Below are 22,485 nucleotides of genomic sequence, written 5' to 3'. Positions count from 1 at the left end.
ACTAGCCTCATTAAATTTTTTTGTATCGCATGAGATCGAACAATACCGTCCACCATTCGGTAATATTCTTTCTTCCATCGCTTTGACAAAGTCTGTTTTTTCATAGGATAGAATGTCGTTTATCTACATTTTTTAGATTTTCGCAAGCATCGAAAATATGTTCCTTCTTTACAGAAAGTCAGGCTTGTTTTAGAAATTCCACTCTATATGCCTGCAAAACAAAGAACTATCCGAAATGAGCGTTCAATAAAGGGAAAATCTCTTCACACTGGAGAAGAAGTTAATCTTACCATTAAACCGGCGGAAGAAAACCAAGGTTTTGTCTTTCGACGAGTTGATCTATTTGGAAAGCCTGAAATTATTCCATTGTCCTGTAATGTTACTGAACTGGTTAGAAGTACGACAATTTCAAATGGAAATGCAAAGGTCCATACAATAGAGCATGTTTTGAGTGCCCTTGCAGGTTGTGGAGTAGATAATGCAATCATTGAACTAGATGCAAGTGAACCCCCTATATTGGACGGTTCATGCCGTCCCTTTGTCAATCTTGTCTTAGAAGCAGAACCAGTAGAGCAAAATGCGGAAAGGGAGTATTATACCTTACCTGAACCGCTTTCTGTGACCTCAGGGAATCGTTCAATGATTGCTCTTCCTTATGACGGTTTTCGTATTACATGTACCTCTGCGGATGATCGTGGCAGTCACGTACAGCATCTATCGATTGATTTGGATCCTGAGACCTTTGTTGCTCAGATTGCACCTGCCCGAACATTTACCGTCTACGAAGATATAGAAGAATTACTTAAATTGGGGAAAATTCGTGGGGGAAGTCTTGACAGTGCAATTGTAATCAAGGGAGATAAGATTCTTTCGAAGGAACCCCTTCGATTTGAGGATGAATTTGTCCGTCATAAAATTTTAGATATTGTTGGCGATCTCGCTTTATTAGGAAAACCTATTAAAGCTCATATAATTGCGGTTCGGCCGGGCCATTCTCTGAATTCAGATTTAACAAAAAAGATCGGGGAAAGGATGGAGCGAGAAGGGAAAGTTGTTTCTGAAAAGAAAAATAATAAATCCGTGGTTCTTCCAGAAGAGACCGAATTAGATATTCGACGTATCCTCGATGTTTTGCCCCATCGTTTTCCTTTTGTAATGATTGACCGGGTAATTTCAATTGAAGGTAATGAAGTTTTGGTTGGAATCAAAAATGTGAGTATCAATGAGCCCTTTTTTACCGGACATTTCCCTGGGCATCCTGTGATGCCTGGAGTACTTCAATTAGAAGCAATGGCACAAGCTGCTGGCATTTTACTATTACGTCGAAGTTCTTCGGAAGGTAAAGTGGCGTTTTTCATGAGTGCAGATAAGGTTAAATTTAGAAAACCGGTTGTCCCGGGAGATCAACTTGTCATAACCGCTACTTTAGAAAAGGTAAGGGGGAACAAATTGGCAACTGCAAGCGTTGAATGTAAAGTGAATGAGAAGGCAGTTTCATCCGCAAAGCTTATGTTTTCAATTGTAGATGCGGGGGAAGGAAGTTAAATGGCCACATTGGTTCATCCACTTGCTATCGTTGAAGAAGGAGCTCAGCTCGGTCAGGATGTGATCGTGGAAGCATTTGCATTAATTGGTAAATCCGCAGTTGTGGGAGATGGTACGATTATTCGGCATCATGCAACAGTTGAGGGTAAAGCGACATTGGGTAAGAATAATGAAGTTTATCCTTATGCATTAATTGGAGGATTAACTCATGATTTAAAGTACACCGGTGGGGAACCTGAGTTAGTGGTTGGAGATAATAATATCTTCCGTGAATATGTAACAGCCCATGTTGCTACAGGTAGTCAAGATTGTACTGTGATTGGTTCTGAAAATGTGTTTCTTGCTTACAGTCATATTGCCCACGATTGTAAAGTCGGTAACCACCTAGTAATGAGTAGTCAATCTGCCCTTGGTGGGCATGTTGAGGTAGACGATCATGTTACTATTGGTTGGGGCGTGGGCGTACATCAATTCTGTCGATTGGGGAGGCATTGTATGATTTCCGCTTGTTCGAAACTGGTGCAGGATGTTCCTCCTTTCATGCTCGCCGATGGATCTCCGGCAGAAGTTCGCTCAATAAATAAAGTAGGGATGGAACGCTCTGGCTTTGCAAAGACTGACTTGGATGTTGCGAAGGGAGTATTCAAAGTTCTCTACCGCGGTGATTTGAACCGAAGGCAGGCAGTTAAGCATTTGCAGAATGGATCTAATTTAGCCGAAGAAAAAATCACCCAAGAAATTATACAATTTACCGAGAAAAGTAATAGGGGACTTGCTTAATATTCTCTGTTCGCCCTGCTAATTTTTTTATGGGCTAATATAATCAGGAATTGTGACTAAGACTTGCTAATTTTTGGAGGTATTCCCAGGAATAGATTCCGGTAGAATGACCATCAGAAAATAGTATTCGAATGGCGTAATTTCCGATGGTTGAGACTTTTATAATCTTAATGTTCGGGTATTCAGTTTTTACTTGGCCACCACTAACCTGTCCAAAAATATCAGTCTCTCCTTTGTTTTCTGCACTGGGTGATTGAGTGCGCAGGAGAGGTGCCTCAATGAAGCTTTCTTCTCCGTTAGGCCATTGGAGAGCAAGAGTATTTCCAATTACATCAATCCGACTAGGGGATGAATGCATTTTAAATAAAGGAGTCTAGGCTATTTCCAGCAGAAGGGGGTTCTGAGGAGTCGGAACCGCTTTGGTAGTAAGGATCGAGTACTTCATTCGAATTGGGTCTGCTAAAATCTTCGCCTCTCTCGGCTGCCTTATTAAAGTCTTCCATTTCCTGATCAATCAATTCCTGCTGTAGGTCTTTATCTTGAAGTTCACGATCCAGGCTTCTTTCATCCCAGTATCGATCATTGTGAAATTGGCTTGGTTTTGGTTCGTTGGGTAAATCAGTTGGTTTAACCACTTCCCAATCGGGATTCCTTGTGCTGTCAAGACCGGCATCGTCCACATTATCTACACTTTCAAGAGGGATGCCTGGGTGAGAGGTTTGTGTTTGTTGTTCAAGAGTTTCATCCTGTGCCAACGACCCCGAGAGATGAATTGGGTCAGGTGCTTTTGTGACTTTCTCAGAGCTTTCATTTCCAACTTCGGGGACTTCAAGAGAAGATTCATTTTCACGCCGAAGTTGCATTTCTCGGTGTAAATTTTCAGAATTCACATGATCGCTTGATGAAGTTTCCATTAGCAAAGGATGGTTATTCTAGGCTGAATTTGCAAATCCTAAAAATTTTTTTTCAGCAATTTGTAATTCATAAACCTTAAATTTTTCATTGCCACCCTCGGTTATTTAGACATGATCTTCAACACTATGGCAAGAGATACTATCATACTTGAATGCACAGTTGCACGTAAAGAGGGTAAACAACCTTCCCGATACATGGCTTCCCGTAATAAGAAGCTACAAAGCGATCCGGTTGAGAAAATGAAATACAACCGTTTTATGCGGAAGCATACTTTGCACAAAGAAATTAAGAGCTAATCCTCCTCTTCTAGCTGTTTTCTCGCTCAGTTTAAAATCGAGAGTATTTCTTTCGCCACAATCGTAATTGCTTTGCTTGCAAAGTGATCGGGGTTAGAAACGACAATAGGAAGCCCGTGATCCCCCCCCATTCTTATTTCTTCGTGTAGGGGAACTTCTCCAAGAAATGCAGTTGAAAGTGCTTGTGCTGTCATAGGGCCCCCTCCCTTACCAAATAGATAGGACTTCTCTTTGCTTTCTTCGTTGAGAAGAAAACTCATATTTTCAATCACTCCGAGAATGGGAACATTTACTTTTTCAAACATTCTTGCACCTCTTCGGGCAACATCTACCGCCGCTTTTTGTGGGGTAGTAATGATGACCACTCCATCGAGTGGCATCACCTGAGCGATGGAAAGTTGTGCATCTCCCGTGCCGGGAGGTAAATCGATTAAGAGTAAGTCGAGTTCTCCCCAATCTACATTAGCGGCAAATTGTTGAATTGTCTTCATTACCATGGGTCCGCGCCAGACAACGGGTGTTTCTTCATCCACGAGTAATCCCATCGACATTACCTTAATTCCATAACTTTCGATGGGAGCAATTAAGTTATCTCCCAAAGCCTTTGGTTGTCCTGAGGCTCCAATCAGGAGTGGAATTGACGGTCCATAAACATCACAATCCATTAAGCCTATTTTAATTGGTGCAGAGGAGTCTTTGGATAAAATTTGTTCAATAGAGCAGGCCAAGTTGACTGCCATAGTTGATTTTCCAACGCCGCCTTTACCGCTCGCTATTGCAACAATTTTTTTAACCCCTGGGAGTACTGCACTTTCCTTATTCTCTGCATTTGTTGATCGATCAACAGCAGGTTTCTTAACTATAATCTGAATATCTACTCCCTGTATTGACTCTTCCTGGATGAGCTTGTTTTCAATCTCGCCTTTAAGGACTTTTGGCAGGGTTGGATCCGCGGTACTGATTTCAACCTTCACAAAGGCTTGTCCATCTTCGAAACGCGTTTCCTGGATGAGACCAAAAGAGACGATATCCCTGCTAAATCCAGGATAATTAACTTGCTTGAGAAGGTCGGTAATAAGTTGTTCGGACATAATTCAAAAGAACCTATAATGGAGTAAGTGTTTGTTCGAGTAAATGAAAAGTTATTTAAAAGTGAGCATTTATTCTTTCTCACAATCAAAATTATAGTCAAAATACTCTTTTGAACTTGCTGAGAGTAAGAATTTTATTGAATCATAGAATCATGAATGTGGATATGGATGATTGGATAAATAATTTGCGAAGAACTTCTTTTTCTTCTTTGGTAATTTTAATGTTGAGTGCGATGGTTTGCACATCTTCTTCTTTGTCTGCACAGAGTGGAAACAAGATACTCCTTCCCGGTATCGAATCAGATCTCGCTCGGAAGCAAATAGCAGTCGATCTCGGATCGACCTCTTCCACCTTGGTTCCGCTCATCCAAAAAGCCTTTTCTTTGCATGGTGGGTTTCGGTTAAGTCATCCAAAAGAAAGTCAATACAGTATTACATTTTCGGCAAAAGGAGGGAATCAAGTTGGCATTACCATTCAGTCCGGCAGTCCTCCGAGAATAATGAAAACTTTAGCTTCAGGGGGAGATTCAATCGATGATGCTTTACTTAGAGGATGTGATAAGGTGGTAAACCTTTTATTAAAAACCCCAGGCTTTTTTGCCGGAAAAATTTCTTATTTATCCAACTTATCTGGATATAAGGAAATATTTGTTTCCAATGCGCTGATGTCTACGAGTCGACCTAATACTAATTTTAAAAAAATTACTTTTAACGCGAGTTGGGGTAATAAAGGGCAAGGCATTTTTTTTACCAGTAATCGTCAGTTGTTTAACAATATTTTTTATCTTGATTTGGAATCTCGAAAAATTCGTACAATTGCGAATTATCGTGGCAGTAATTTAAGTGCGGTACAAAACCCTAAAAACTCGCAAGTTGCATTGATTCTCTCGAGCACCGGTAACCCGGAGGTTTGGATTGCACCTAATCCTGGATCAAAGCCAAAAAGATTGACCAAGAATAAGAGTAATGAATCCGGACCTTGCTGGTCTTCGGACGGGCGCCGTATGATTGTGACATCAGATAGCCGAGGAAAACCTCAACTATATGAACTCTCTCTTTCCACAGGTTCCCTCACTCGGATCTCAACTAATGTGAGTTCTCATTGTACCGAAGCTTCTTGGAATCCCATCGATTCCTCCAAAATTAGTTTTACAGCAGCAGTGGGGGGTGGGTTTCAAATATTTGAATACAGTTTTAATTCTAGAAAAAGTAGACAACTGACCAAAGGAGTGAGCCATGGACTACAATCGGTTTGGTTAAATGATGGAAGGCATATTATTTATACGGAACGATCTTCTAAAGGGAAAATGCGTTTGATGATTCTTGATACCGAATTAGAGGGCGCAAAACCAAAGGCGTTACACGGGGCAAACTTTGGAAATTGTTCACAGGCCAGTTTTCATTATCCTAATTAATTGATTGTGCCATTCTGCAGTATTGATGCTTATCTTGGAGAAGAGAAAGAGTGGCGAATTCTTGAAGTATTATCTATCCGCCCTGGTTTTTCTCTTTTAATTGCAGCGATTGCTTGATGGAAAAGGTCACAGTATTTAAAATTATGTTTGGTAGACTAATCTCAAGCTTTATAATTGAGCACTCAATATTGCATATCTAGTATGAGAAAATATATATTCTTTCTGACCCATCTGTTCATTTTTACGTTTTTCTGTACCGCTGAGAAAATCAAGGTTGAATTACAAAATGGAAGTTCAATTTCTGGGGAATTAATTAAGGAAAATGCTGATTACTGGATTGTAGACTTGGGCTTTGACTTGATTAAAATTCCAGCAAGGGAATGTTTACAAGTTACCCGCAATCTTTCTGAAGAGAGCCAGCAGGTTTCAGGAGCAGGAAATCATCTGTATAGGCAAAATCCCCGAGCTTCAGTTCAACCGTTGGGTGCGTTAGTTGAAAGACTTGGGGAAGCGGTGGTAATGATTCGAACTCCGGTCGGGTTGGGCTCTGGTTTCATTGTTCATCCGGATGGGTATGTGGTAACTAATGATCATGTGGTTGCAGGGGAGCGAATAATTTCGATCACTCGGTTTCGAAAAGGAAAAAATGAATTAATCAAAGAAAATTATGATAATGTAAGGATCGTGGCGACTGGTGGTAACATTGATCTCGCTCTGTTGAAAATTGAGGGCCAATCCGGTCGAAAAACTTTTCCGACCGTACCACTGGGGAATTCGAATGATCTCAAGCAGGGAGAGAGAGTATTTGCAATCGGAAGTCCACTCGGATTGGAACGCAGTGTCTCGGAGGGAATTGTAAGTTTAAGGAATCGTATTATCCAGTCTCGTCTGCATGTGCAAACAACTGCTGAAATTAGCCCGGGGAATTCAGGTGGTCCCTTATTTAATTATCGCGGACAGGTTGTCGGGGTGAACAATATGAAAGTGGTAAGCAGTGGGGCGGAAGGACTTGGATTTTCAATTCCGGTCCGCCAATTAAAGACTTTTCTGGAAAACCGTGACGCCTTTGCATTTGACCCCCGGAATCCCAATGCCGGATTCCGTTATGTTTCCCCACCTCAATGATTTTATTATGAATACCTCGATTCGCTCCCTTCTAATTTCTATTCACTGCGTACTTTTTTGTCTGCATTCAAAAGCGGAATCCGGACTGTTGCACATGCTTCCCGAAAATACCGTTTTTCTTTTGGAGGTGGATGACTGGAATGGATTGGGAAAATCGATTGAATCTGGTCCACTCGGAGAGTTTTCAGAATCCAAGGCATGGAAGAAAATGTGGGAATGGACCGAGAATAAAATGCAAAGTGATTCCGCAAATAGTTCGGAAAAAGTCGGGTTTATGTTTGAGCGAATGGAGGAGTGGGTTGATTCAATGTCAGGCGGTGCAATTCTGGCAGTGGGTAACCTCGAGAAATTATTATCCAAGGAAATCCCGGAGATGACACTGCTCGTTGAAACTGATTTCACTCAAAAAAAGTGGGAAGGCACCTTGAAATGGATGAAAAAAGAAGTGACATCTTCGGACGGAAGTTTTTCTTGGGAAAGAGAAACAATCGCGGGTGAAGAGGTTTATTGGATTGGGCCCGATAATGGGAAAGAAAAAAAGCAAAGCTTTGCAGTAGTTCTGATTGATCAAACTCTTGGAGTTTTCCTTGGTGGAGAAGATCATGTCAGGGATTCTCTCCTCAGAGTCACCGGGAAATCGCCGTCTGCATCTATGGAGAAAAATGATAATTACTTGGATTTATTTGATGAGATCGACCGCGGGGCAGCCCGAATGTTTATTGATTTTGAACAACTCCAGGGATTAATTGAAGAAGCGGAATCTGTTCCGGACATGCAAATTCCGGAAAACCCCTTTGGAGTGACCACATCCAAGTTGATTTCTGCCATGGGGCTCGATTCAATGGAATGCCTTGGTATGCAAATAGAGCCGACTGACAAAAATTTAGTTCTGTCGACTGCTGCTTTTTTTAGTAAATACGAAGGAATTTTTTCTTTCGTTCAAAACGAGGAAAAAAAGGAAGCGGTTCAGTACGAGTTTTTTCCCACGCAGGCATTTACTGCCACCTCGGTTAGATACGACTTCGCACGGATTTGGCCAACAATAGAAGAAATAATTACCGGACTCAGTCCTCAACTCTTGCTCCTCGTCAATTCACAGATACAGGCATTTGAGGAAAAAGCGGGAGTGGCTTTTCGGCGTGATGTTCTGGGAACACTCGGAGACGAAGCGTTTAGCTTTTCTCTTCTGCCCGCCAAGATTGAATCGATTGAGGACTTTGGAAAGAGTAGTGATTTTTTTGGAATTTCTCTTACTGATCCAAAATTGTTTGACCGATCTTTGCGGACGATGATTGATTCAGTCGCTCCGGGTAATGATCTTTTTTCGGAGCGTGTGCATAAGGGAGTCACCATAAGGAAACTTCGTGGATTGGAAGAGAGCGGAAGTTCGCTGAGCTATGCAGTTACTGAAAAATGGTTATTGCTGGCGTTTGGACAGAACAATCAACTCAATCAAGTTATTAACCGATTGCAAGGTAAGGGAAATTCTTTATGGAAGAAAAAAGAAATCAAACAAGCAATAGTGGATTTGCCTGATGATTTGAATCAGTTAGACTTCGTCGACCTTGAAAAATTGGTAAGTTTTTTATCTTCGGTGGCTACAACTACCCTTGAATCTGAAGAAGAAATCGAACTCAAATCAAGTGATTTCCCCAGTTTTCCTTACTTCCTGCTCGCTTGGTCGAAGAATATTCAGCGGGGAATAGTAGGGAAAGGAAAATTATATCCCAAAACTGGCCAATGAATTTCTTATCCGTTTCAATGAGGGGATGTACCTGTGCATTTCTTTTCTTTTTTGCATTCACTAATGTCGGGGCGGTTTCTTTTCGCCTCTCTTCTCCGGAGGTAATTAAGGCCAGCTGGAATGCACGGACTTTTCTTTGTGAGGATTTGAATGCGGACGGTCTTAACGACCTCCTCTTTTTTAATCTAGACCGTTCGCGAATTGAAATTCTCTACCGTACTGCGAACGGAAAAACTCCTCCCCGAGTTAGCCCAGTTCAGGCGGATCGTTGGAATCCCGACCTGGAGGATGCTCCTTATAAAAAGGAATATATTTTTGTACCTGAAAAAATAACTGTATTGGCAGTAGGTGATCTCAATGGGGATGGTCTACTAGATGTGATCCAGGGTAGTCCTGAAAACGGTGTGCAAGTTTATTTCCGTACCGAAAATTTAAAGTGGGAAGATCCCTATGAGGTAGAATCTGGAAAGCTCCGTTCTGGTATGTTTTCGATCAAGATTAAAAACGGAAAAGAGCCAGGTCGTTCTACACTTTATCTTTTCACTGAACCGGGACTTGAAGTCATTAATTTTAAAAAAGGCGAACCAAAATACCCTTCAAAACTTTTTCGGGAAGGAAGTAAAAGTGCACGCGGACTGCATTTGGCCGACTTCGACCACGATGGAGTGGATGACTGGCTTTACTTAGACCCCACAAAGGACAGGTCCATTCGTGTGCGCTACGGAGTAAAGGACGGCTATGGCCCCGAGCATTCTTTTGATCTTTCTCTTCTTTCCTTTAATCCAGTCGAGCATGTCCAAGGGAATAAAGAATCTAAATTCGTGGGTATCGACCGGACGTCCAGTGAGGTCACCGTCTTTTCGATTAGCCCACAAGAGGGCGAGGCTGACTTGTCTGATTATGGTGCGGTGAGTCATGACCTTTTTCCCGGAGATGAAAAAAAAGCCGCCTGGGTGATGGAAGATTTTAATTCTGATGGGAATGTCGACCTGATTGCAGCTTCGCCCAAACTCGGTGAATTCCTTTTTTTACCCGGTGGCACAAACGAGCAGTTTGGTTTACCTCAAAAAAATCCTTCCCTTAAGGGAATTAGCTCACTCTCGGCCTGCCGGTTTTCTTCCACCAAAAATCCAGGGCTTCTTATTTTGAGTCCGGAAGAGAAAATTGTCGGACTCTCAGAATTCACAGATAACAAAAGATTTTCTTTTCCCGTTCCTCTCTCCGTGGACGGCGATGCAATTCTCTCCCACTGTGCTGACCTAGATGGAAATGATCGTGATGAGATTTTGATCGTGGTCGAGAAAAGATCAGATTTTGTTCTACAAATATGGTCAAAGGAAAATGGAAAGGATTATCAAGTCTCGTCGGAGATTGAATTGGATGAATGGAAACGCGAACCATCCGCTATCTTTCCCTGTTATTTAAACGAAGATGATCACATCGACCTGGTATTATTGTCCGATCGAGAAGCGGGTCAACTTCTGCTCAATAACGGGAAGGGTAAGCTTGAATTAGTGGGAATGGATTCAGCCATTCGTAAGAGTGTGCTTTTTGGAAAAAATCGTTCTCATATAGGCAGTGGGGAGGTCAATGGCGATCAATCTCCTGAATTGCTTGTTGCCGGCGAGGGCATGGTACGTGCACTCAAGTGGAGGGACGGAAATCTGCAAGTGATCGAACAATTCAACTCAGTTGATCCAAAGGCTGAACTTGCGTGCCCAATTTTACATGATATCGACGGGGACGGGGAAAAGGAATTGGCTTATTATTCTGGTAAAAATTGGGTAATTTTAAAGAGACTATCAGATGGAGTTTTTGAAAAGTCTGAAGAAATTGAGGAGGAAACACGTTCCCCTTTGGTTGTCTATTCATTCCCATCAAAAAATAAAAAAGGTTTTTACTCATTAAGTACAAGTGGGATTGATGTAATTGGGCAATCACTATCGAATCAGGAATGTCACTTGGAGGTTCATTCGCGTTATCTGACCGATCTTCCTAAAATTATTCATGGCGGAGTAGATTGGGGAGATTTTAATAATGATGGAAACCTCGACTTGTTATGTATGGACGGTAGGAAGAATGTGCTCGAGTTTTTGTCTTTTTCCGAGAAAGAAAAAGATTGGGAGAGCGTGCTTCACTTTCAGGTTTTCGAAAAAGACCTTCACTATCGCGGTAAAAAGGGGGGTGTGAACGAGCCCCGTGATGGATTGATTGCGGACTTGGATGGAGACGGGCGAGATGATCTGGTTCTCTTAGTTCACGATCGTTTTCTATGTTATTATCAAAGCAAGGAAGCTGGAAATTGAAAATTCTTATTTTAGGAGATATTGTTGGAAGGCCGGGGAGGAAATTTTTGAATGATCAGTTGGCCGGATATAAAAAAGACAATCAAATTGATCTTATCATTGCCAACGGTGAAAATGCGGCGGGTGGTGCAGGCATCACAGCAAAGACCGCAACGGAAATTCTTGGATCGGGGGTAAATGCAATCACACTTGGAGATCATGTTTGGGATCAAATGAATTTTAATCGCGAGATCGATCAATTAGATAGAGTTTGTCGTCCGGCAAATTTACCTTCTTCTAATCCAGGTCGGGATCGACTCGTTATTTCTGTTAATAATCAACGGATTGGTTTGTTCACCGTACTGGGTAGAACCTTTATGGGACCAAAAGTCAGTTGTCCTTTCCAAACGGCAGGTCGCTTGGTCGAAGAAATGAAGGCCGATACAGATGCAATCATTGTTGAAATTCATGCCGAAACGACTTCCGAAAAAGAAGCAATGGGATGGCACCTCGATGGAAAAGTAAGTCTAGTCTTTGGTACCCATACTCATGTTCCGACCGCGGATGGAAGAATTTTAAAAGGGGGTACTGCTTATCAATCTGATATAGGAATGACTGGGCCAAGAGAATCGGTCTTGGGCCGAGATATTGAGGCGTGCCTCGGAAGGTTTATAGATGGAATGCCCAGGAAGTGTCCAGTCGCAGATGGCGATGTTGGGATGCAGGGTTGCTTGGTAGAACTGGATATGGACCGCGGATTTCCCCGTTCAATTGAAATCGTTAATTACCGGGTTGTAATTTAAGTACCGAGCTTTTTGCGGTCTGGAAATTATTCATCCTGCGGCGCAGCAAAAGGATCTGGTTCACTAATTAAGTTACTTTTTTCTTCCTTTTCCGATTCGCTCGGTTTCACGCTGTCCTGTTGAATCTTTTCTACATCTGTTGGTGGAATAAATCGGTCCAAGTTTTTGTAAACCAGAAACCCGACCACACTTAGGGTCGATAGAAATACAAGAATAGCAACTAAAACCATCAGCTTTCCCACTATTCCCATTCCTGCCTTTCCGCCCTTTTTTTCTTCAAAAGACTGAGACGAGGAAATTACGCTTTTAGCTGGGCTACTCCTTGGATTGATCTTTTTCGAGTTAGCCGGACTTGCATGGTTGGTGATATTTTTAAGTGCAGAACCATCCTCAATATTATCCTTCTCAGGAGCCAACGAGGGTAGGGGAGTTTTATTTATTTGTGACCACTCGGGAAGTTGTTTTAACGGTACCCATCCGGATACTCCCTGATGCCAAGAAAGGTCGTCGGGTTTGAATTCTCCACTACCTACTCTTTTTGCAGCCTCTTCTAAAGACAAGGGACCATGGTCCACCCCATTGGAGGTGACATATAAAGTAAGGGAGGGATTCATTGTGTTTTACTCTACTTCTTTTTTCCTTCGTAGGCTTTATGAAAAGATAAGATAGATGCTTTAAGTGAAGCTGAAGACTGCGGATCAATTGTTTGTTTACATTTCATTGCCGCTACTATTACCGAATGTGCCTTGCTTAACTTTTCTTGATATTTCGGATCGGAAGCCTTAATCCGCTGAGCCATAAAATAATCCGCAATTGTATTCTGTATGGCAGTTGCGTGTGCCTCCTTAGTCGTAATCCAACGGGTTAACTGATTCTGAGATTGAGGATCTTTTTTTCCGGAAAGCTCATTGATTACCTTTGATGCCTTCTCAATAGTCGATTGATCCTCGAGCATTTGTTCAAAACGATTTTGATCACCATAAATTCCACAAGGTACTTGGCAATGCCCTCGCACATAATGAGAAGTAATTGCGGAGAAAAATAGTAAAAGAGAGAAATTTAGTTTCTTCATAGTTTATTGTGGGTTTTAGTATTATTAAAATTAAACATCAAAATACCAGGCTTGGGTTCTGCCAAGCAAAACTAACTACTATTATTCAATTTATTTCAGTATTTAAGTCGATCGAAGAAAAAATGAAGTCTTTGAACTTGCGAATTTATCGAATTTTGAAGTATAAGCTAATTCATATTTAAGCATCTTTGTGTGCTTAATTAGTGTGCGGGAGTAGCTCAGCTGGATAGAGCATCGGTCTTCTAAACCGAGGGTCCTGGGTTCGAATCCCAGTTCCCGCGCCACTTTGTATTTGCTGTTAAGTACATCAAAGTAATGAATAAAATTCATTTTATTTGAATTATAATTTTTTTCTGAAACAAAAAGTTTCTTTTCAACGAATTGGCATGTTCTATGCAAACATTGTATTAAACATCAATTATTGAGGAGAAATCAAATATGCCAGAAACAAAATCTTATGATAAAGTATCAAGTGATGCTTCCCATTTATTCATCGGCTTAACGGTTGGATTCGTAGTGACTGTACTCGCAGTTTTTATCATTGGGATATACTCATTGTAGCCTCTCACTATTTGTTCAGTTTTCGTTCTGTAATCAGAAATTTCAAAACGAAAGATTATATTTAATTTAAAAACTCTCAGTTTTGAGTAAAACCTTCGCTTGCCAGATGCCAAGGAAGAGTCTAGACCCTTCGCACTCATGAGTGCACCATCAATTACTTCAGACAAGATCCGAAACATCGCAATTATTGCTCACGTCGACCATGGAAAAACGACTTTAGTCGACCAAATGCTGAGGCAATCCGGAGCTTTTCGCGATAATCAAGTCGTGGAAGAACGTGCCATGGATTCGATGGATCAGGAAAAAGAACGTGGTATTACGATTAAGGCGAAAAATACATCGGTTCAATGGAATGAATTTCTAATCAATATTGTAGATACACCAGGCCACGCTGATTTTGGTGGTGAGGTGGAGCGTGTAATGAAAATGGTAGATGGAGTAATGCTCGTAGTGGATGCTTATGAGGGCCCGCAGGCACAAACTCGTTTTGTACTACAAAAAGCACTCGCTGCTGGTTTAAATCCAGTTGTGTTTATTAATAAGGTGGACCGGCCCAATGCCCGACCTAAGGAAATGCAGGACCTAGTCCTCGAGCTTTTTCTTGAATTAGAAGCGAGTGATGATCAGTTCAATGCTCCTTTTCTTTTTGGCAGTGCGAAGGATGGTTATGCGGTAAGAGAGTTAGGAGACGAACAGGATGGAATGACACCTTTATTTGAAGTTTTGGCAGACAAGATTCCTCCCCCCACAATTGAAGAAGGCGATGGTTTTAAAATGCTTGTTTCTAATGTCGATTGGTCTGATTATGTAGGCAGAATTGCGGTGGGTAAAGTAATCTCTGGAACTGCGAAAATCGGAGATTCAGTTTGGCGCTTGCGATCTGATGCCTCTCCGGAAAGATCGAAGGTTTCGAAAATTTTTGAATATTCTGCTTTATCTACTAATGACTCAGCGGAAGGCGTGGCGGGAAATATTATCGGCTTATCGGGCTTTGAAGAAGTGGATATCGGAGAAACTCTTTCGTGTGACCCAGAAGTCGAACTTATTCCTTTTGTAGAAATCGACCCACCTACCGTGATGATGTCCTTTTCTGTGAATGATGGACCGATGGCAGGACGGGAAGGTGACCGCGTAACCTCTCGTGAAATTCGGGATCGATTACTGAGAGAAGCCCGCACCAATATTTCGATTAAACTGGAAGATATGGACGGATCTGCTGATTTTAAGGTCAATGCACGTGGTGCAATGCAGGTTGCGGTGGTGGTCGAGGAAATGAGAAGAGAAGGCTTTGAGATTTTGGTTAGCCGACCCACTGTCATTAAAAAAATGATCGATGGTCGCTCGCACGAACCTTTTGAGACCCTGTACCTGGAAGTACCGGATGAAGCGGTAGGGGGTTGCATGCAATCTCTTGCCAATCGTAAGGGACAGGTTGAATCGATGTCTGCCAACAAAGGTCGAACTACCTTGCAAGCCACTATTCCCACACGAGGCTTGATTGGTTTTGAATTCGAACTCTTGAACCTGACTAGTGGAGAAGGGATAATGTCGCATTTATTTAAGGAATATCGTCCGGATTCGGGAGATATTCGAACTCGAAGAACAGGCACACTAGTTTCGATGGAAAAAGGGGAGGCGAATACTTACGCCCTTCGTAATATTGAAACTCGGGGTAAATTATTCGTTGGGGCAGGTGAGGAAGTGTATGAAGGGATGGTCGTGGGAGAAAACCCAAGGACTGAGGACCTTCCGGTTAATCCGACCAAGGCAAAACATGTAACCAATCACAGAGCGGCTGGCAGCGATAGAACAGAAGCTTTGACGCCCGCGATCAAGTTTTCATTGGAGCGTGCCATTGAATATATTGCACCAGATGAATTAGTAGAAGTGACTCCCCAAAATATTAGACTACGCAAGAGAATTCTCGATTTCAATCTTCGTAAGCGAGAGTCCAAGAAAACAAGTTCTTAAGTCTGCTTGTCCTATATTCCAACCTGAATTAGGATATATAGTGTGAGATTAGTTCATAACCTTTTACTTCTTTCGTTCCTTTGTGGGGTTGTCGGTTGTGGAGTAGGGAGTATTTACAATCCATCTTATTACTCTGAAACTGCTTTAGAGAAAGGTTTATACCGAGTTACTTTTCAGGGTGGCACTGCTCCGATGACGGGTGATTTATGTCTTTTGCGGTGTGCGGAAGTAACCTTATCACAAGGTAATAAATTTTTCCAAGTAGTTGACTCAGAATCTGGGAGTTCATTTCGAAGTTTTCCTTCTAGTTATCCTTTTGACCGTCATCAAATTCATGAAGGCCCTTTCGTGGATGATCTTGCTTTTGTGACTAAGACGATTCGCCTTACTTCGAAAGAACCAGTTTCTGGTTTTGCTTACGAAGCAGAAGCTATTGTTCGTTCCCTCAGGCGAAAGTATAACTTAACCAAGAATCAATAGCATTGGTTTTCGGAGAAATTCTCACATCATTGATTGACCCTTTAGTGTAAAGTCTATGTTATAAATACCTTATGTCTCAACCAACAGAAATTCGCATCCCTGATTTTTTCCGTAAAGGAATTATTATTTGGGTCGTTATAATTATCGGAGTACTAGTCGCTTTGATTACTTCAATTTATACAGTTCCTGCAGAGTCGCAGGGAGTAGTTTTGAGATTTGGTAAGTACCTTAAAACTGTTGAACCCGGGCTTAGCTACAAATTACCTTTCGGTTTAGAACGGGTTTATGTACTGCCAGTACGCCGCCAGTTAAAACAAGAATATGGCTTTAGTACTCCAGGTGGAACGAATCCTACCCAGTTCGCTGATCGTCGTGCCCGTGATATTGAAAAAAGTATGATGACGGGCGATTTAAATGCAGCAGTGGTTGAATGGATTGTCCAGTATCGGATCAATGACCCAGAACTTTACTTATTTAAAGTCCTCGATCCTGAGGGAACTCTTCGCCATATTTCAGAATCGGTTATGAGAACAGTAGTAGGGGATCGAACTGTGGATGAAGTCATTACCATTGGCCGGCAGGAGATTGAGGAAGAGGCACGTGAACGACTAGCTAAACTGGTAAAAAAATATGAATTAGGAATTAGTATTGACCAAATACAACTCCAGAATGTAAATCCTCCACCTCCCGTTCAAGCATCTTTTAACGAGGTGAATCAAGCTCAACAGGAGCGCGAGCGTATGATTAACGAAGCCAACGGAGAATATAATAAAGAAATTCCCCGTTCCCGTGGAGTAGCCGATCAAAAAATACAGGCAGCGGAAGGTTATGCATTGAAGCGGGTAAATGAGGCAATGGGGGATGTAGCTCGTTTTAACTATCGTTTTGAAGAATACGAAAAAGCACCCGAAGTTACTCGGACTAGACTTTATTTGGAAACGATGAAGGAAGTGATTCCGCAAATGGGAAAGAAAATAATTTTAGATGAAGATGCTTCCCAAGTTTTACCATTTCTTAAATTGGATGCTGGATCAAAAGGAGAACTTTAAAGATGAAATTACAATTAGCACTTATTCCAATCATTCTTTTATTCTGGGCAGTATATGTTTGTTCGTATGTTGTCGAAGAAACCGACCAAGTCATAATCACTCAATTTGGCAAACCGATTGGTGATCCACAGACGGAAGCAGGTTTGCACTGGAAGGTGCCATTTATTCAAGAAATCAACCGAATTGAAAAACGTTTTTTACCTTGGGATGGACCTTCCAATGAAATGTCGACCAAAGATAAAACTTATTTGATTATAGATACTTTTGCTCGTTGGAGAATTAATGATCCAATGCAATATTTTCTTCGCTTGCGCGATGAACGGAGTGCACTGTCTCGCTTGGATGATATTCTCGGAAGTGAAATCAGAAATGCGGTGGCAAAACACGAGCTAATTGAAATTGTTCGTACCGATAAAGATCGTAAGGCTAGAATTGATGAGTCTTTGGTCCAAGGGGTTGGTAAGGTCGGTGTGCTTTACCCAATCAAAATAGGTCGCGAATTAGTGGAGCAACAAATTTTAGAAAAAGCGGCTGCTAAACTTCAAGGATTTGGGATTGAATTATTAGATGTTCGTTTCAAGAGAATAAACTATAACGAAACCGTACGTCGTCGTATCTACGAGCGCATGGTGAGTGAAAGAAACCAAATCGCAGATCGGTTTCGTTCAGAAGGTGCCGGTGAGGCAGCAAAGATCATGGGTAAGAAAGAAAAAGATCTCGCAGAGATTGAGTCTGAGGCATACAGAAGTGTAGAGCAAATTTATGGTGAGGCGGATGCGAATGCATCTGCAATTTATGCTGAATCTTATAATAAAAGCCCAGGTGCGGTTGAATTTTACAGTTTTATTAAAACCTTAGATACTTACAAAGAAGTTTTAAATTCTGATATTTCTTTATTTATCACTACCAAAAATCCGCTTTTCAAATTATTTAAAACCTTGGATAGCGGTAATTAAGATAAATAATTAGATCCGCTCCATTGTTATAGCTTCGATTACATAAGCCTTTACTTCGTCCGTTTAAATTAAAGGTAAATCCTTATTACTGTCACGAACTTTGGAATGTGAATTAAGGGGAAGTTATTTATTTTTCAACTGGTGTTGATTTGGACTGACGGTGGGGCATTGGTTGTACCTTTTAGCAGAACTTGAAATATCGATCGGTTTGTTTGGTAATACATATAGTGAGTTGAAAGGGTACATTACAGAACTCAGAACGAAGGTATCGAGCTGTAAGGTAACTTTTTTCAGTGCCGATAGACGGCCCTCATTCGAAATCCTTCTTTCCTCTCGAAGGTGAACTACCAATTCGTTCTATTTTGGTCTGGTTTTTTTGTGATTTCGTCTATCTCTACTTGATTGTGCCCGCTCATTAGAAGGTTGGGCTCAATCGGAGTAACTGTTTTTAGTATATCTAGTTATAAAAATACAAATCAAACCCCCTATTAAAAGATAAGTGCTTAAATTAGTCATGCTAAGTGATGTTGCCCTGACGACATTATGTTGGGGTATTGTGTGTAATACCTTTAGGTAAATTGCATGAAGTTCTTCATCGACGATCTTGGTTTGTTGGAAAAAAAGTTCAAAGTTACTTTTTACTATCGCGTCTAAAAGGGCATTAGGAATTAAATATTCCTCATCTTTTATTTCCTTTAAACACTTAGAGTTCTCCCATGAGAAAACAGAGTGATTGAAACGATTTGCCGGTTGTTCGAAGCTCAAGTTAATACCGGGTAAAATTGAGATTGTTTGAAGGGCTTCTTTTTCTTCCAATTGGATTGGAAAAACTTCTTCAGGTTGCCACATCGAAACTAACCATTTGGCTGTTTTGTCTTTTCTTGTGGATAAGGGGTGATTGAGTTGCATCTCCTCTGTGTTCGGGGGGCGGACTGTTTTTATCCGACTGATATTTCTAACTCCATTTGCAAATGGCAGGTAGGCAAAACCATCCTCGGGGGAATTGAGCTCAGCAAATCCTAAGTCACTCCAAAAGGATAGGCGGTCGGAGAGAAAAAGATTAAGTTTATCAAATTCAAAGCGATTTCGAAATTCTTCACTTGTAGGTGTATTGATTAATTCATCCGAAAATAGCCTGGCAGATACATTCTCCGTTCTTCCGTCACAGACGGATAGTACGGCCATTTGAGATGCTAGAATTAAAAATAAATTAAAAAAATAAGTACCCATCAACTAAAAAAATAAAGAAGAATTCCACTACAGATCGACGCCAATCGTTAACTCTTCAAAATAGAAATCATAATATGAATCATTAAAGAATACGATGCTATTAGCATACATTAAGAAAAAAATACATCGTCTACCGAATTTTTTAAAATTAGGTTCTATTAGGATTCAAACCGGGTAGAATACTAGTCTCGGAATTACTTTATAATAATGAATAAATAACCGTTTTTTATTTCAAAGGAATCCTTTTTTGTAAAATTGTTCTTTCCTTTTTCCCCACATGGTTTTTTTCTTGGATAATTCTAATTCCATTCTACATTATTTCATATGGCTTGGTACATCATTAAAATAGCAATCACCGCGTTGATTATCGTGATTGTGTCTGAGATTTCCAAACGACTCCCTTTACTCGGAAGTTTAATTGCTTCCCTTCCGTTAATCTCCGTTCTTGGAATGATATGGATTTTTCAGGAAACCAAGGATGCACAAAAATTGATCACGCATGCAGAAGGAACTTTTTGGTATGTCCTTCCCTCCCTTCCCATGTTTTTGGTTATGCCATGGATGATGAAAAAAGGGATATCCTTTTATTTGTCCCTGGGATGTGGAATTTTGTTAACGGTTATTCTTTATTTGGTGATGACAAAGCTGCTAGCCAGGTTGGGGATGAATCTTTAGCCAATTAATCAAACCATTCGTCGTGTATATCAAACGCGGGAATGGGCACATTGATCAAAGTTAGATTGCCAATTGCCCGGTGCCGGCATCCAGGCTTAATCAAAACAGAGATTCCTTTTTTAAGTTTTATTTTCTCGTGATCGATTTCCAAAATTCCATTCCCCTCCAAAACATAATAAATTTCAGTCATTTTTTTATGGTAATGCATTCTGCTCTTTTCGGAAATAGTCACGATGTGAATAGAAGCGGTTTGTTCGGGATCATCTAGAAATGCTCTTTTTGTTTCTCCACACGGGCAAGGTTGTGATGGGATTGCAGAAAAGTCTGCAACTTTGTAGTTCTTTACTTCGTTCATATGCTTTAGTTAAGATCATTGTTAGCATTGAGCGAATGGAAATAATATGAAAGGTAATAATTGGTTATGGTTCTTCCTCTTCTTGGGGGGACTGCTGGGCGGCACTTCAGTTCTTCTCAGTGCATGGGGAGCGCATGGTTTAGAGGATTTGTTTGTTGCATCACCTCGGGATCGATTTTCTTTTAATTATGCCACCCACTTTCAACTGTTTCATGCTCTCTTTTTGATACTGCTGGTGCTTTTTATGGTCTCGAGTGGAACTCGTCCGGTTTTACTTGTGGTATCGGCAATATTTTTAGTTCTTGGAATTTTTCTTTTTTCATTCCCAATCTATTTTCGAATTATAGGAGGATATTCCGAATTTTCCGGCTTAACCCCAATCGGTGGAATCTGTTTTTTTCTCGCTTGGAGCTTGATTTCGGTGCTTTCCGTTTTCAGAATCATATCTACTCACAAAACCGGGCAAAATTAGAATTATGAATAAACTACTACTCGCATTTGTATGGCTTTTTACCATAGCAATTTCTTATTGGTATGGACTGAGTCAGAAAATGGAAAGCGATCGTTTATCTGTAAATCGATCTGAAGTGACTAATCCGAACAAGACGACTACAAAACCGGATACTTCAGTACCGGGCACCTCTTCAAAAATAGGAAAGGCTTCGGTTTCCAATGAAGGTCCAGTTCAGGAGAACAATATTGTTCCCGATCAAGAAGTTGAGACCGAATCACGAGATTCGATTGCTGAACGACTGGCATCCGGAAACCCTGTTGTTCGAATGCAGGCATTTGCCGAGCTGCTTAAAAACCCGACCGAGGATAATATTGCCAGTGCCATAGAAGCGTATGACAAACTCCCCGAAGGACCGAGTCGTTTCAGCGAATTGAGACTGCTTACATATAGCTGGGCACAGGTTAATCCACAGGGTGCGATGAAATGGGTAAAAAGTTTGGATGGTTTTGAGCAAAGGATTGGGTCTGGTTCAATTATGGACTCATGGGCCAGAAAGAATTCAGATGAGGCAATTGCATGGGCAAGGGAGAACTTTGACGGTGGGGAAGGGAGTGAAAACCCTTATTTTGTGGGAATAATAAGTGGAATGGCAGAAAATAATTTAGTCGGTGCCACGGATTTAATGTCTGAATTACCCTACGGTCGGGTTCGCGGTCGTGCCGCATCTATTTTATTTGAGCAGACTTGGAAAAAAGGAGAGGATATTTCCATGACCTGGGCGGAAAACTTGCCGGAAGGATCTTTGCAAAATTTCGCGTACCGGGAAATTGGGGAAAAGATTGCCCGTGAGGATCTCGGACGTGCAGTCGAGTGGGTTGATAACATGGAGGAAAATCAAGTCAAGGCTGCTGTGAGTGAAGATGTGGCCGAGATTTGGGCCCGTAAAAACCCTGTCGATGCAGCCCAGTGGGTTGCCAATATGCCCGAGGGAGAGGCACGGTCCGAAAGTATGGAGGAGGTAGTAACCCAGTGGGCACGGAAGGACCCGACAGCCACCGCTGATTGGCTGAATCAATTTCCATCCGGCGAACTAATGGATGAACCCATTCAAAGATTTGTTCGCGAGGTGGTTCGTAAGGATCCTGAGATTGCTATGACCTGGGCGGAAGCAATTGTAAATGAGGAGCGGAAGGAAAAAACAGTTACTGAAGTAAAAAGAGTTGCTGAACGGGTTGCACAGCAGAAGGAAGCGGAAGCAAGTGGTCAGCCTCAGCAGAATGGAAATCCGGGTGACGGGGGTAGTCGTCGTCCAAGAGGCGGTCCTCCTGGTTCTTCTCCTAAATAAGTTTATTTCTTCCCTCATGTTTTTTTGGAAATAATTTAGCTTCCCGAGACATCGTATATTGATGAACTTTAAACAAAGTTGGTTTGTTTTCCTATTCTTTGCCTCCTTGCTGTCGGCAAAAATTGACTTTAATCGGCAAATCCGTCCGATCTTATCTGAACATTGTTTTGCCTGTCACGGGTTGGATGATCCACAGGGCGGTTTACGATTAGACTTTGCTGAATTTGCCTACAAGGGAGGGAAATCTGGGTTTCCAGCCATCGTCCCTAATGACTTGGAAGAAAGTGAGATTCTCCATCGGGTGGTTTCTACGGATTTGGATGATAGAATGCCTCCTG

General features: G+C 41.5%; 23 protein-coding genes and 1 tRNA gene. 17 read left to right on the top strand and 7 right to left on the bottom strand.

All coding sequences use genetic code 11. The features are described from left to right. The first annotated feature begins 207 nt into the window (after positions 1–207). Together ACKPQ5_RS01965 and lpxA are read left to right on the top strand one after the other, a co-directional pair. On the top strand, positions 208–1,545 hold the full coding sequence (locus tag ACKPQ5_RS01965) for a bifunctional UDP-3-O-[3-hydroxymyristoyl] N-acetylglucosamine deacetylase/3-hydroxyacyl-ACP dehydratase (RefSeq protein ID WP_407677413.1): 1,338 nt from the start codon (positions 208–210) through the stop codon (positions 1,543–1,545). Then, on the top strand, positions 1,546–2,325 hold the full coding sequence (gene lpxA / locus ACKPQ5_RS01960; protein WP_407677412.1) for an acyl-ACP--UDP-N-acetylglucosamine O-acyltransferase: 780 nt from the start codon (positions 1,546–1,548) through the stop codon (positions 2,323–2,325). It begins immediately after the preceding gene. 43 nt (positions 2,326–2,368) lie between these two features. Here the strand turns inward: lpxA and ACKPQ5_RS01955 are convergent, their stop codons facing one another. Continuing rightward, positions 2,369–2,683: a gamma-butyrobetaine hydroxylase-like domain-containing protein gene (locus ACKPQ5_RS01955; protein ID WP_407677411.1), complete on the bottom strand. Its 315-nt coding sequence runs from the start codon at positions 2,681–2,683 to the stop codon at positions 2,369–2,371. Position 2,684: 1 nt separating this feature from the next. Then, a complete protein-coding gene (locus ACKPQ5_RS01950; protein WP_407677410.1) occupies positions 2,685–3,239 on the bottom strand; it encodes a hypothetical protein in 555 nt (184 codons plus the stop codon). 126 nt (positions 3,240–3,365) lie between these two features. Between ACKPQ5_RS01950 and rpmG the strand changes: the two genes are divergently transcribed. Then, positions 3,366–3,536 carry a 50S ribosomal protein L33 gene (gene rpmG, locus ACKPQ5_RS01945; RefSeq protein ID WP_407677409.1) on the top strand — a complete coding sequence of 57 codons (171 nt, stop codon included), beginning with the start codon at positions 3,366–3,368 and terminating at the stop codon, positions 3,534–3,536. Between the two features lie 26 nt (positions 3,537–3,562). On the opposite strand, the gene ACKPQ5_RS01940 is transcribed toward rpmG, so the two are convergent. Further along, a complete protein-coding gene (locus ACKPQ5_RS01940; RefSeq protein WP_407677408.1) occupies positions 3,563–4,627 on the bottom strand; it encodes an Mrp/NBP35 family ATP-binding protein in 1,065 nt (354 codons plus the stop codon). A gap of 137 nt (positions 4,628–4,764) precedes the next feature. Between ACKPQ5_RS01940 and ACKPQ5_RS01935 the strand changes: the two genes are divergently transcribed. The 5 genes from ACKPQ5_RS01935 (at position 4,765) to ACKPQ5_RS01915 (ending at position 11,999) form a co-directional block, all read left to right on the top strand. After that, the gene (locus ACKPQ5_RS01935; protein WP_407677407.1) at positions 4,765–6,042 is read left to right on the top strand and encodes a hypothetical protein; all 1,278 of its coding nucleotides are present in this window, start codon (positions 4,765–4,767) and stop codon (positions 6,040–6,042) included. A 201-nt stretch (positions 6,043–6,243) separates the two neighbouring features. After that, entirely contained in the window at positions 6,244–7,167 is a 924-nt protein-coding gene (locus ACKPQ5_RS01930; protein WP_407677406.1) for a S1C family serine protease, read from the top strand. A 7-nt stretch (positions 7,168–7,174) separates the two neighbouring features. Next, positions 7,175–8,911 (top strand): hypothetical protein, encoded by a 1,737-nt coding sequence (locus ACKPQ5_RS01925; RefSeq protein ID WP_407677405.1) that lies wholly within the window; start codon positions 7,175–7,177, stop codon positions 8,909–8,911. Then, positions 8,908–11,217: an FG-GAP repeat domain-containing protein gene (locus tag ACKPQ5_RS01920; protein ID WP_407677404.1), complete on the top strand. Its 2,310-nt coding sequence runs from the start codon at positions 8,908–8,910 to the stop codon at positions 11,215–11,217. The genes ACKPQ5_RS01925 and ACKPQ5_RS01920 overlap by 4 nt, the downstream gene beginning before the upstream one ends. After that, entirely contained in the window at positions 11,214–11,999 is a 786-nt protein-coding gene (locus ACKPQ5_RS01915) for a TIGR00282 family metallophosphoesterase (RefSeq protein ID WP_407677403.1), read from the top strand. The genes ACKPQ5_RS01920 and ACKPQ5_RS01915 overlap by 4 nt, the downstream gene beginning before the upstream one ends. A gap of 26 nt (positions 12,000–12,025) precedes the next feature. Here the strand turns inward: ACKPQ5_RS01915 and ACKPQ5_RS01910 are convergent, their stop codons facing one another. Together ACKPQ5_RS01910 and ACKPQ5_RS01905 are read right to left on the bottom strand one after the other, a co-directional pair. Next, complete coding sequence (locus ACKPQ5_RS01910; RefSeq protein ID WP_407677402.1) at positions 12,026–12,613, bottom strand: DUF4339 domain-containing protein; 588 nt, start codon at positions 12,611–12,613, stop codon at positions 12,026–12,028. An 11-nt stretch (positions 12,614–12,624) separates the two neighbouring features. Further along, complete coding sequence (locus ACKPQ5_RS01905) at positions 12,625–13,071, bottom strand: superoxide dismutase [Ni] (RefSeq protein WP_407677401.1); 447 nt, start codon at positions 13,069–13,071, stop codon at positions 12,625–12,627. A 207-nt stretch (positions 13,072–13,278) separates the two neighbouring features. On the opposite strand from ACKPQ5_RS01905, the gene ACKPQ5_RS01900 reads away from it, so the two are divergent. The 5 genes from ACKPQ5_RS01900 to hflC all read left to right on the top strand — a co-directional run bounded on the left by ACKPQ5_RS01900 (position 13,279) and on the right by hflC (position 18,088). Continuing rightward, positions 13,279–13,355, top strand: a tRNA-Arg gene (locus ACKPQ5_RS01900). 415 nt (positions 13,356–13,770) lie between these two features. Further along, positions 13,771–15,603 carry a translational GTPase TypA gene (gene typA, locus ACKPQ5_RS01895; protein WP_407677400.1) on the top strand — a complete coding sequence of 611 codons (1,833 nt, stop codon included), beginning with the start codon at positions 13,771–13,773 and terminating at the stop codon, positions 15,601–15,603. 42 nt (positions 15,604–15,645) lie between these two features. Continuing rightward, positions 15,646–16,083 (top strand): CC0125/CC1285 family lipoprotein, encoded by a 438-nt coding sequence (locus tag ACKPQ5_RS01890; RefSeq protein WP_407677399.1) that lies wholly within the window; start codon positions 15,646–15,648, stop codon positions 16,081–16,083. A gap of 71 nt (positions 16,084–16,154) precedes the next feature. Then, positions 16,155–17,132 (top strand): FtsH protease activity modulator HflK, encoded by a 978-nt coding sequence (gene hflK / locus ACKPQ5_RS01885; RefSeq protein ID WP_407677398.1) that lies wholly within the window; start codon positions 16,155–16,157, stop codon positions 17,130–17,132. Between the two features lie 2 nt (positions 17,133–17,134). Continuing rightward, a complete protein-coding gene (gene hflC / locus ACKPQ5_RS01880) occupies positions 17,135–18,088 on the top strand; it encodes a protease modulator HflC (RefSeq protein ID WP_407677397.1) in 954 nt (317 codons plus the stop codon). 429 nt (positions 18,089–18,517) lie between these two features. Here hflC and ACKPQ5_RS01875 read toward each other — a convergent pair whose 3' ends face one another. Beyond that, complete coding sequence (locus ACKPQ5_RS01875) at positions 18,518–19,273, bottom strand: hypothetical protein (RefSeq protein WP_407677396.1); 756 nt, start codon at positions 19,271–19,273, stop codon at positions 18,518–18,520. A gap of 369 nt (positions 19,274–19,642) precedes the next feature. Between ACKPQ5_RS01875 and ACKPQ5_RS01870 the strand changes: the two genes are divergently transcribed. Next, positions 19,643–19,993 carry a DUF3147 family protein gene (locus ACKPQ5_RS01870; RefSeq protein ID WP_407677395.1) on the top strand — a complete coding sequence of 117 codons (351 nt, stop codon included), beginning with the start codon at positions 19,643–19,645 and terminating at the stop codon, positions 19,991–19,993. Positions 19,994–19,997: 4 nt separating this feature from the next. Here ACKPQ5_RS01870 and ACKPQ5_RS01865 read toward each other — a convergent pair whose 3' ends face one another. Next, the gene (locus tag ACKPQ5_RS01865; RefSeq protein WP_407677394.1) at positions 19,998–20,348 is read right to left on the bottom strand and encodes a cupin domain-containing protein; all 351 of its coding nucleotides are present in this window, start codon (positions 20,346–20,348) and stop codon (positions 19,998–20,000) included. Positions 20,349–20,394: 46 nt separating this feature from the next. On the opposite strand from ACKPQ5_RS01865, the gene ACKPQ5_RS01860 reads away from it, so the two are divergent. The 3 genes from ACKPQ5_RS01860 to ACKPQ5_RS01850 form a co-directional block, all read left to right on the top strand. Continuing rightward, entirely contained in the window at positions 20,395–20,820 is a 426-nt protein-coding gene (locus tag ACKPQ5_RS01860; RefSeq protein ID WP_407677393.1) for a DUF423 domain-containing protein, read from the top strand. Positions 20,821–20,824: 4 nt separating this feature from the next. After that, positions 20,825–22,147, top strand: a complete 1,323-nt coding sequence (locus tag ACKPQ5_RS01855; protein ID WP_407677392.1) for a hypothetical protein — start codon at positions 20,825–20,827, stop codon at positions 22,145–22,147. A gap of 61 nt (positions 22,148–22,208) precedes the next feature. Beyond that, the coding region (locus ACKPQ5_RS01850) for a c-type cytochrome domain-containing protein (RefSeq protein WP_407677391.1) at positions 22,209–22,485 on the top strand (277 nt) is incomplete at its 3' end.

This window comes from Candidatus Seribacter sulfatis, from assembly GCF_964187635.1.
Classification (GTDB): domain Bacteria; phylum Verrucomicrobiota; class Verrucomicrobiia; order Opitutales; family Seribacteraceae; genus Seribacter; species Seribacter sulfatis.
Note: the sequence above shows the minus strand (reverse complement) of the source record. Positions and strands in the feature narration are given on the sequence as shown.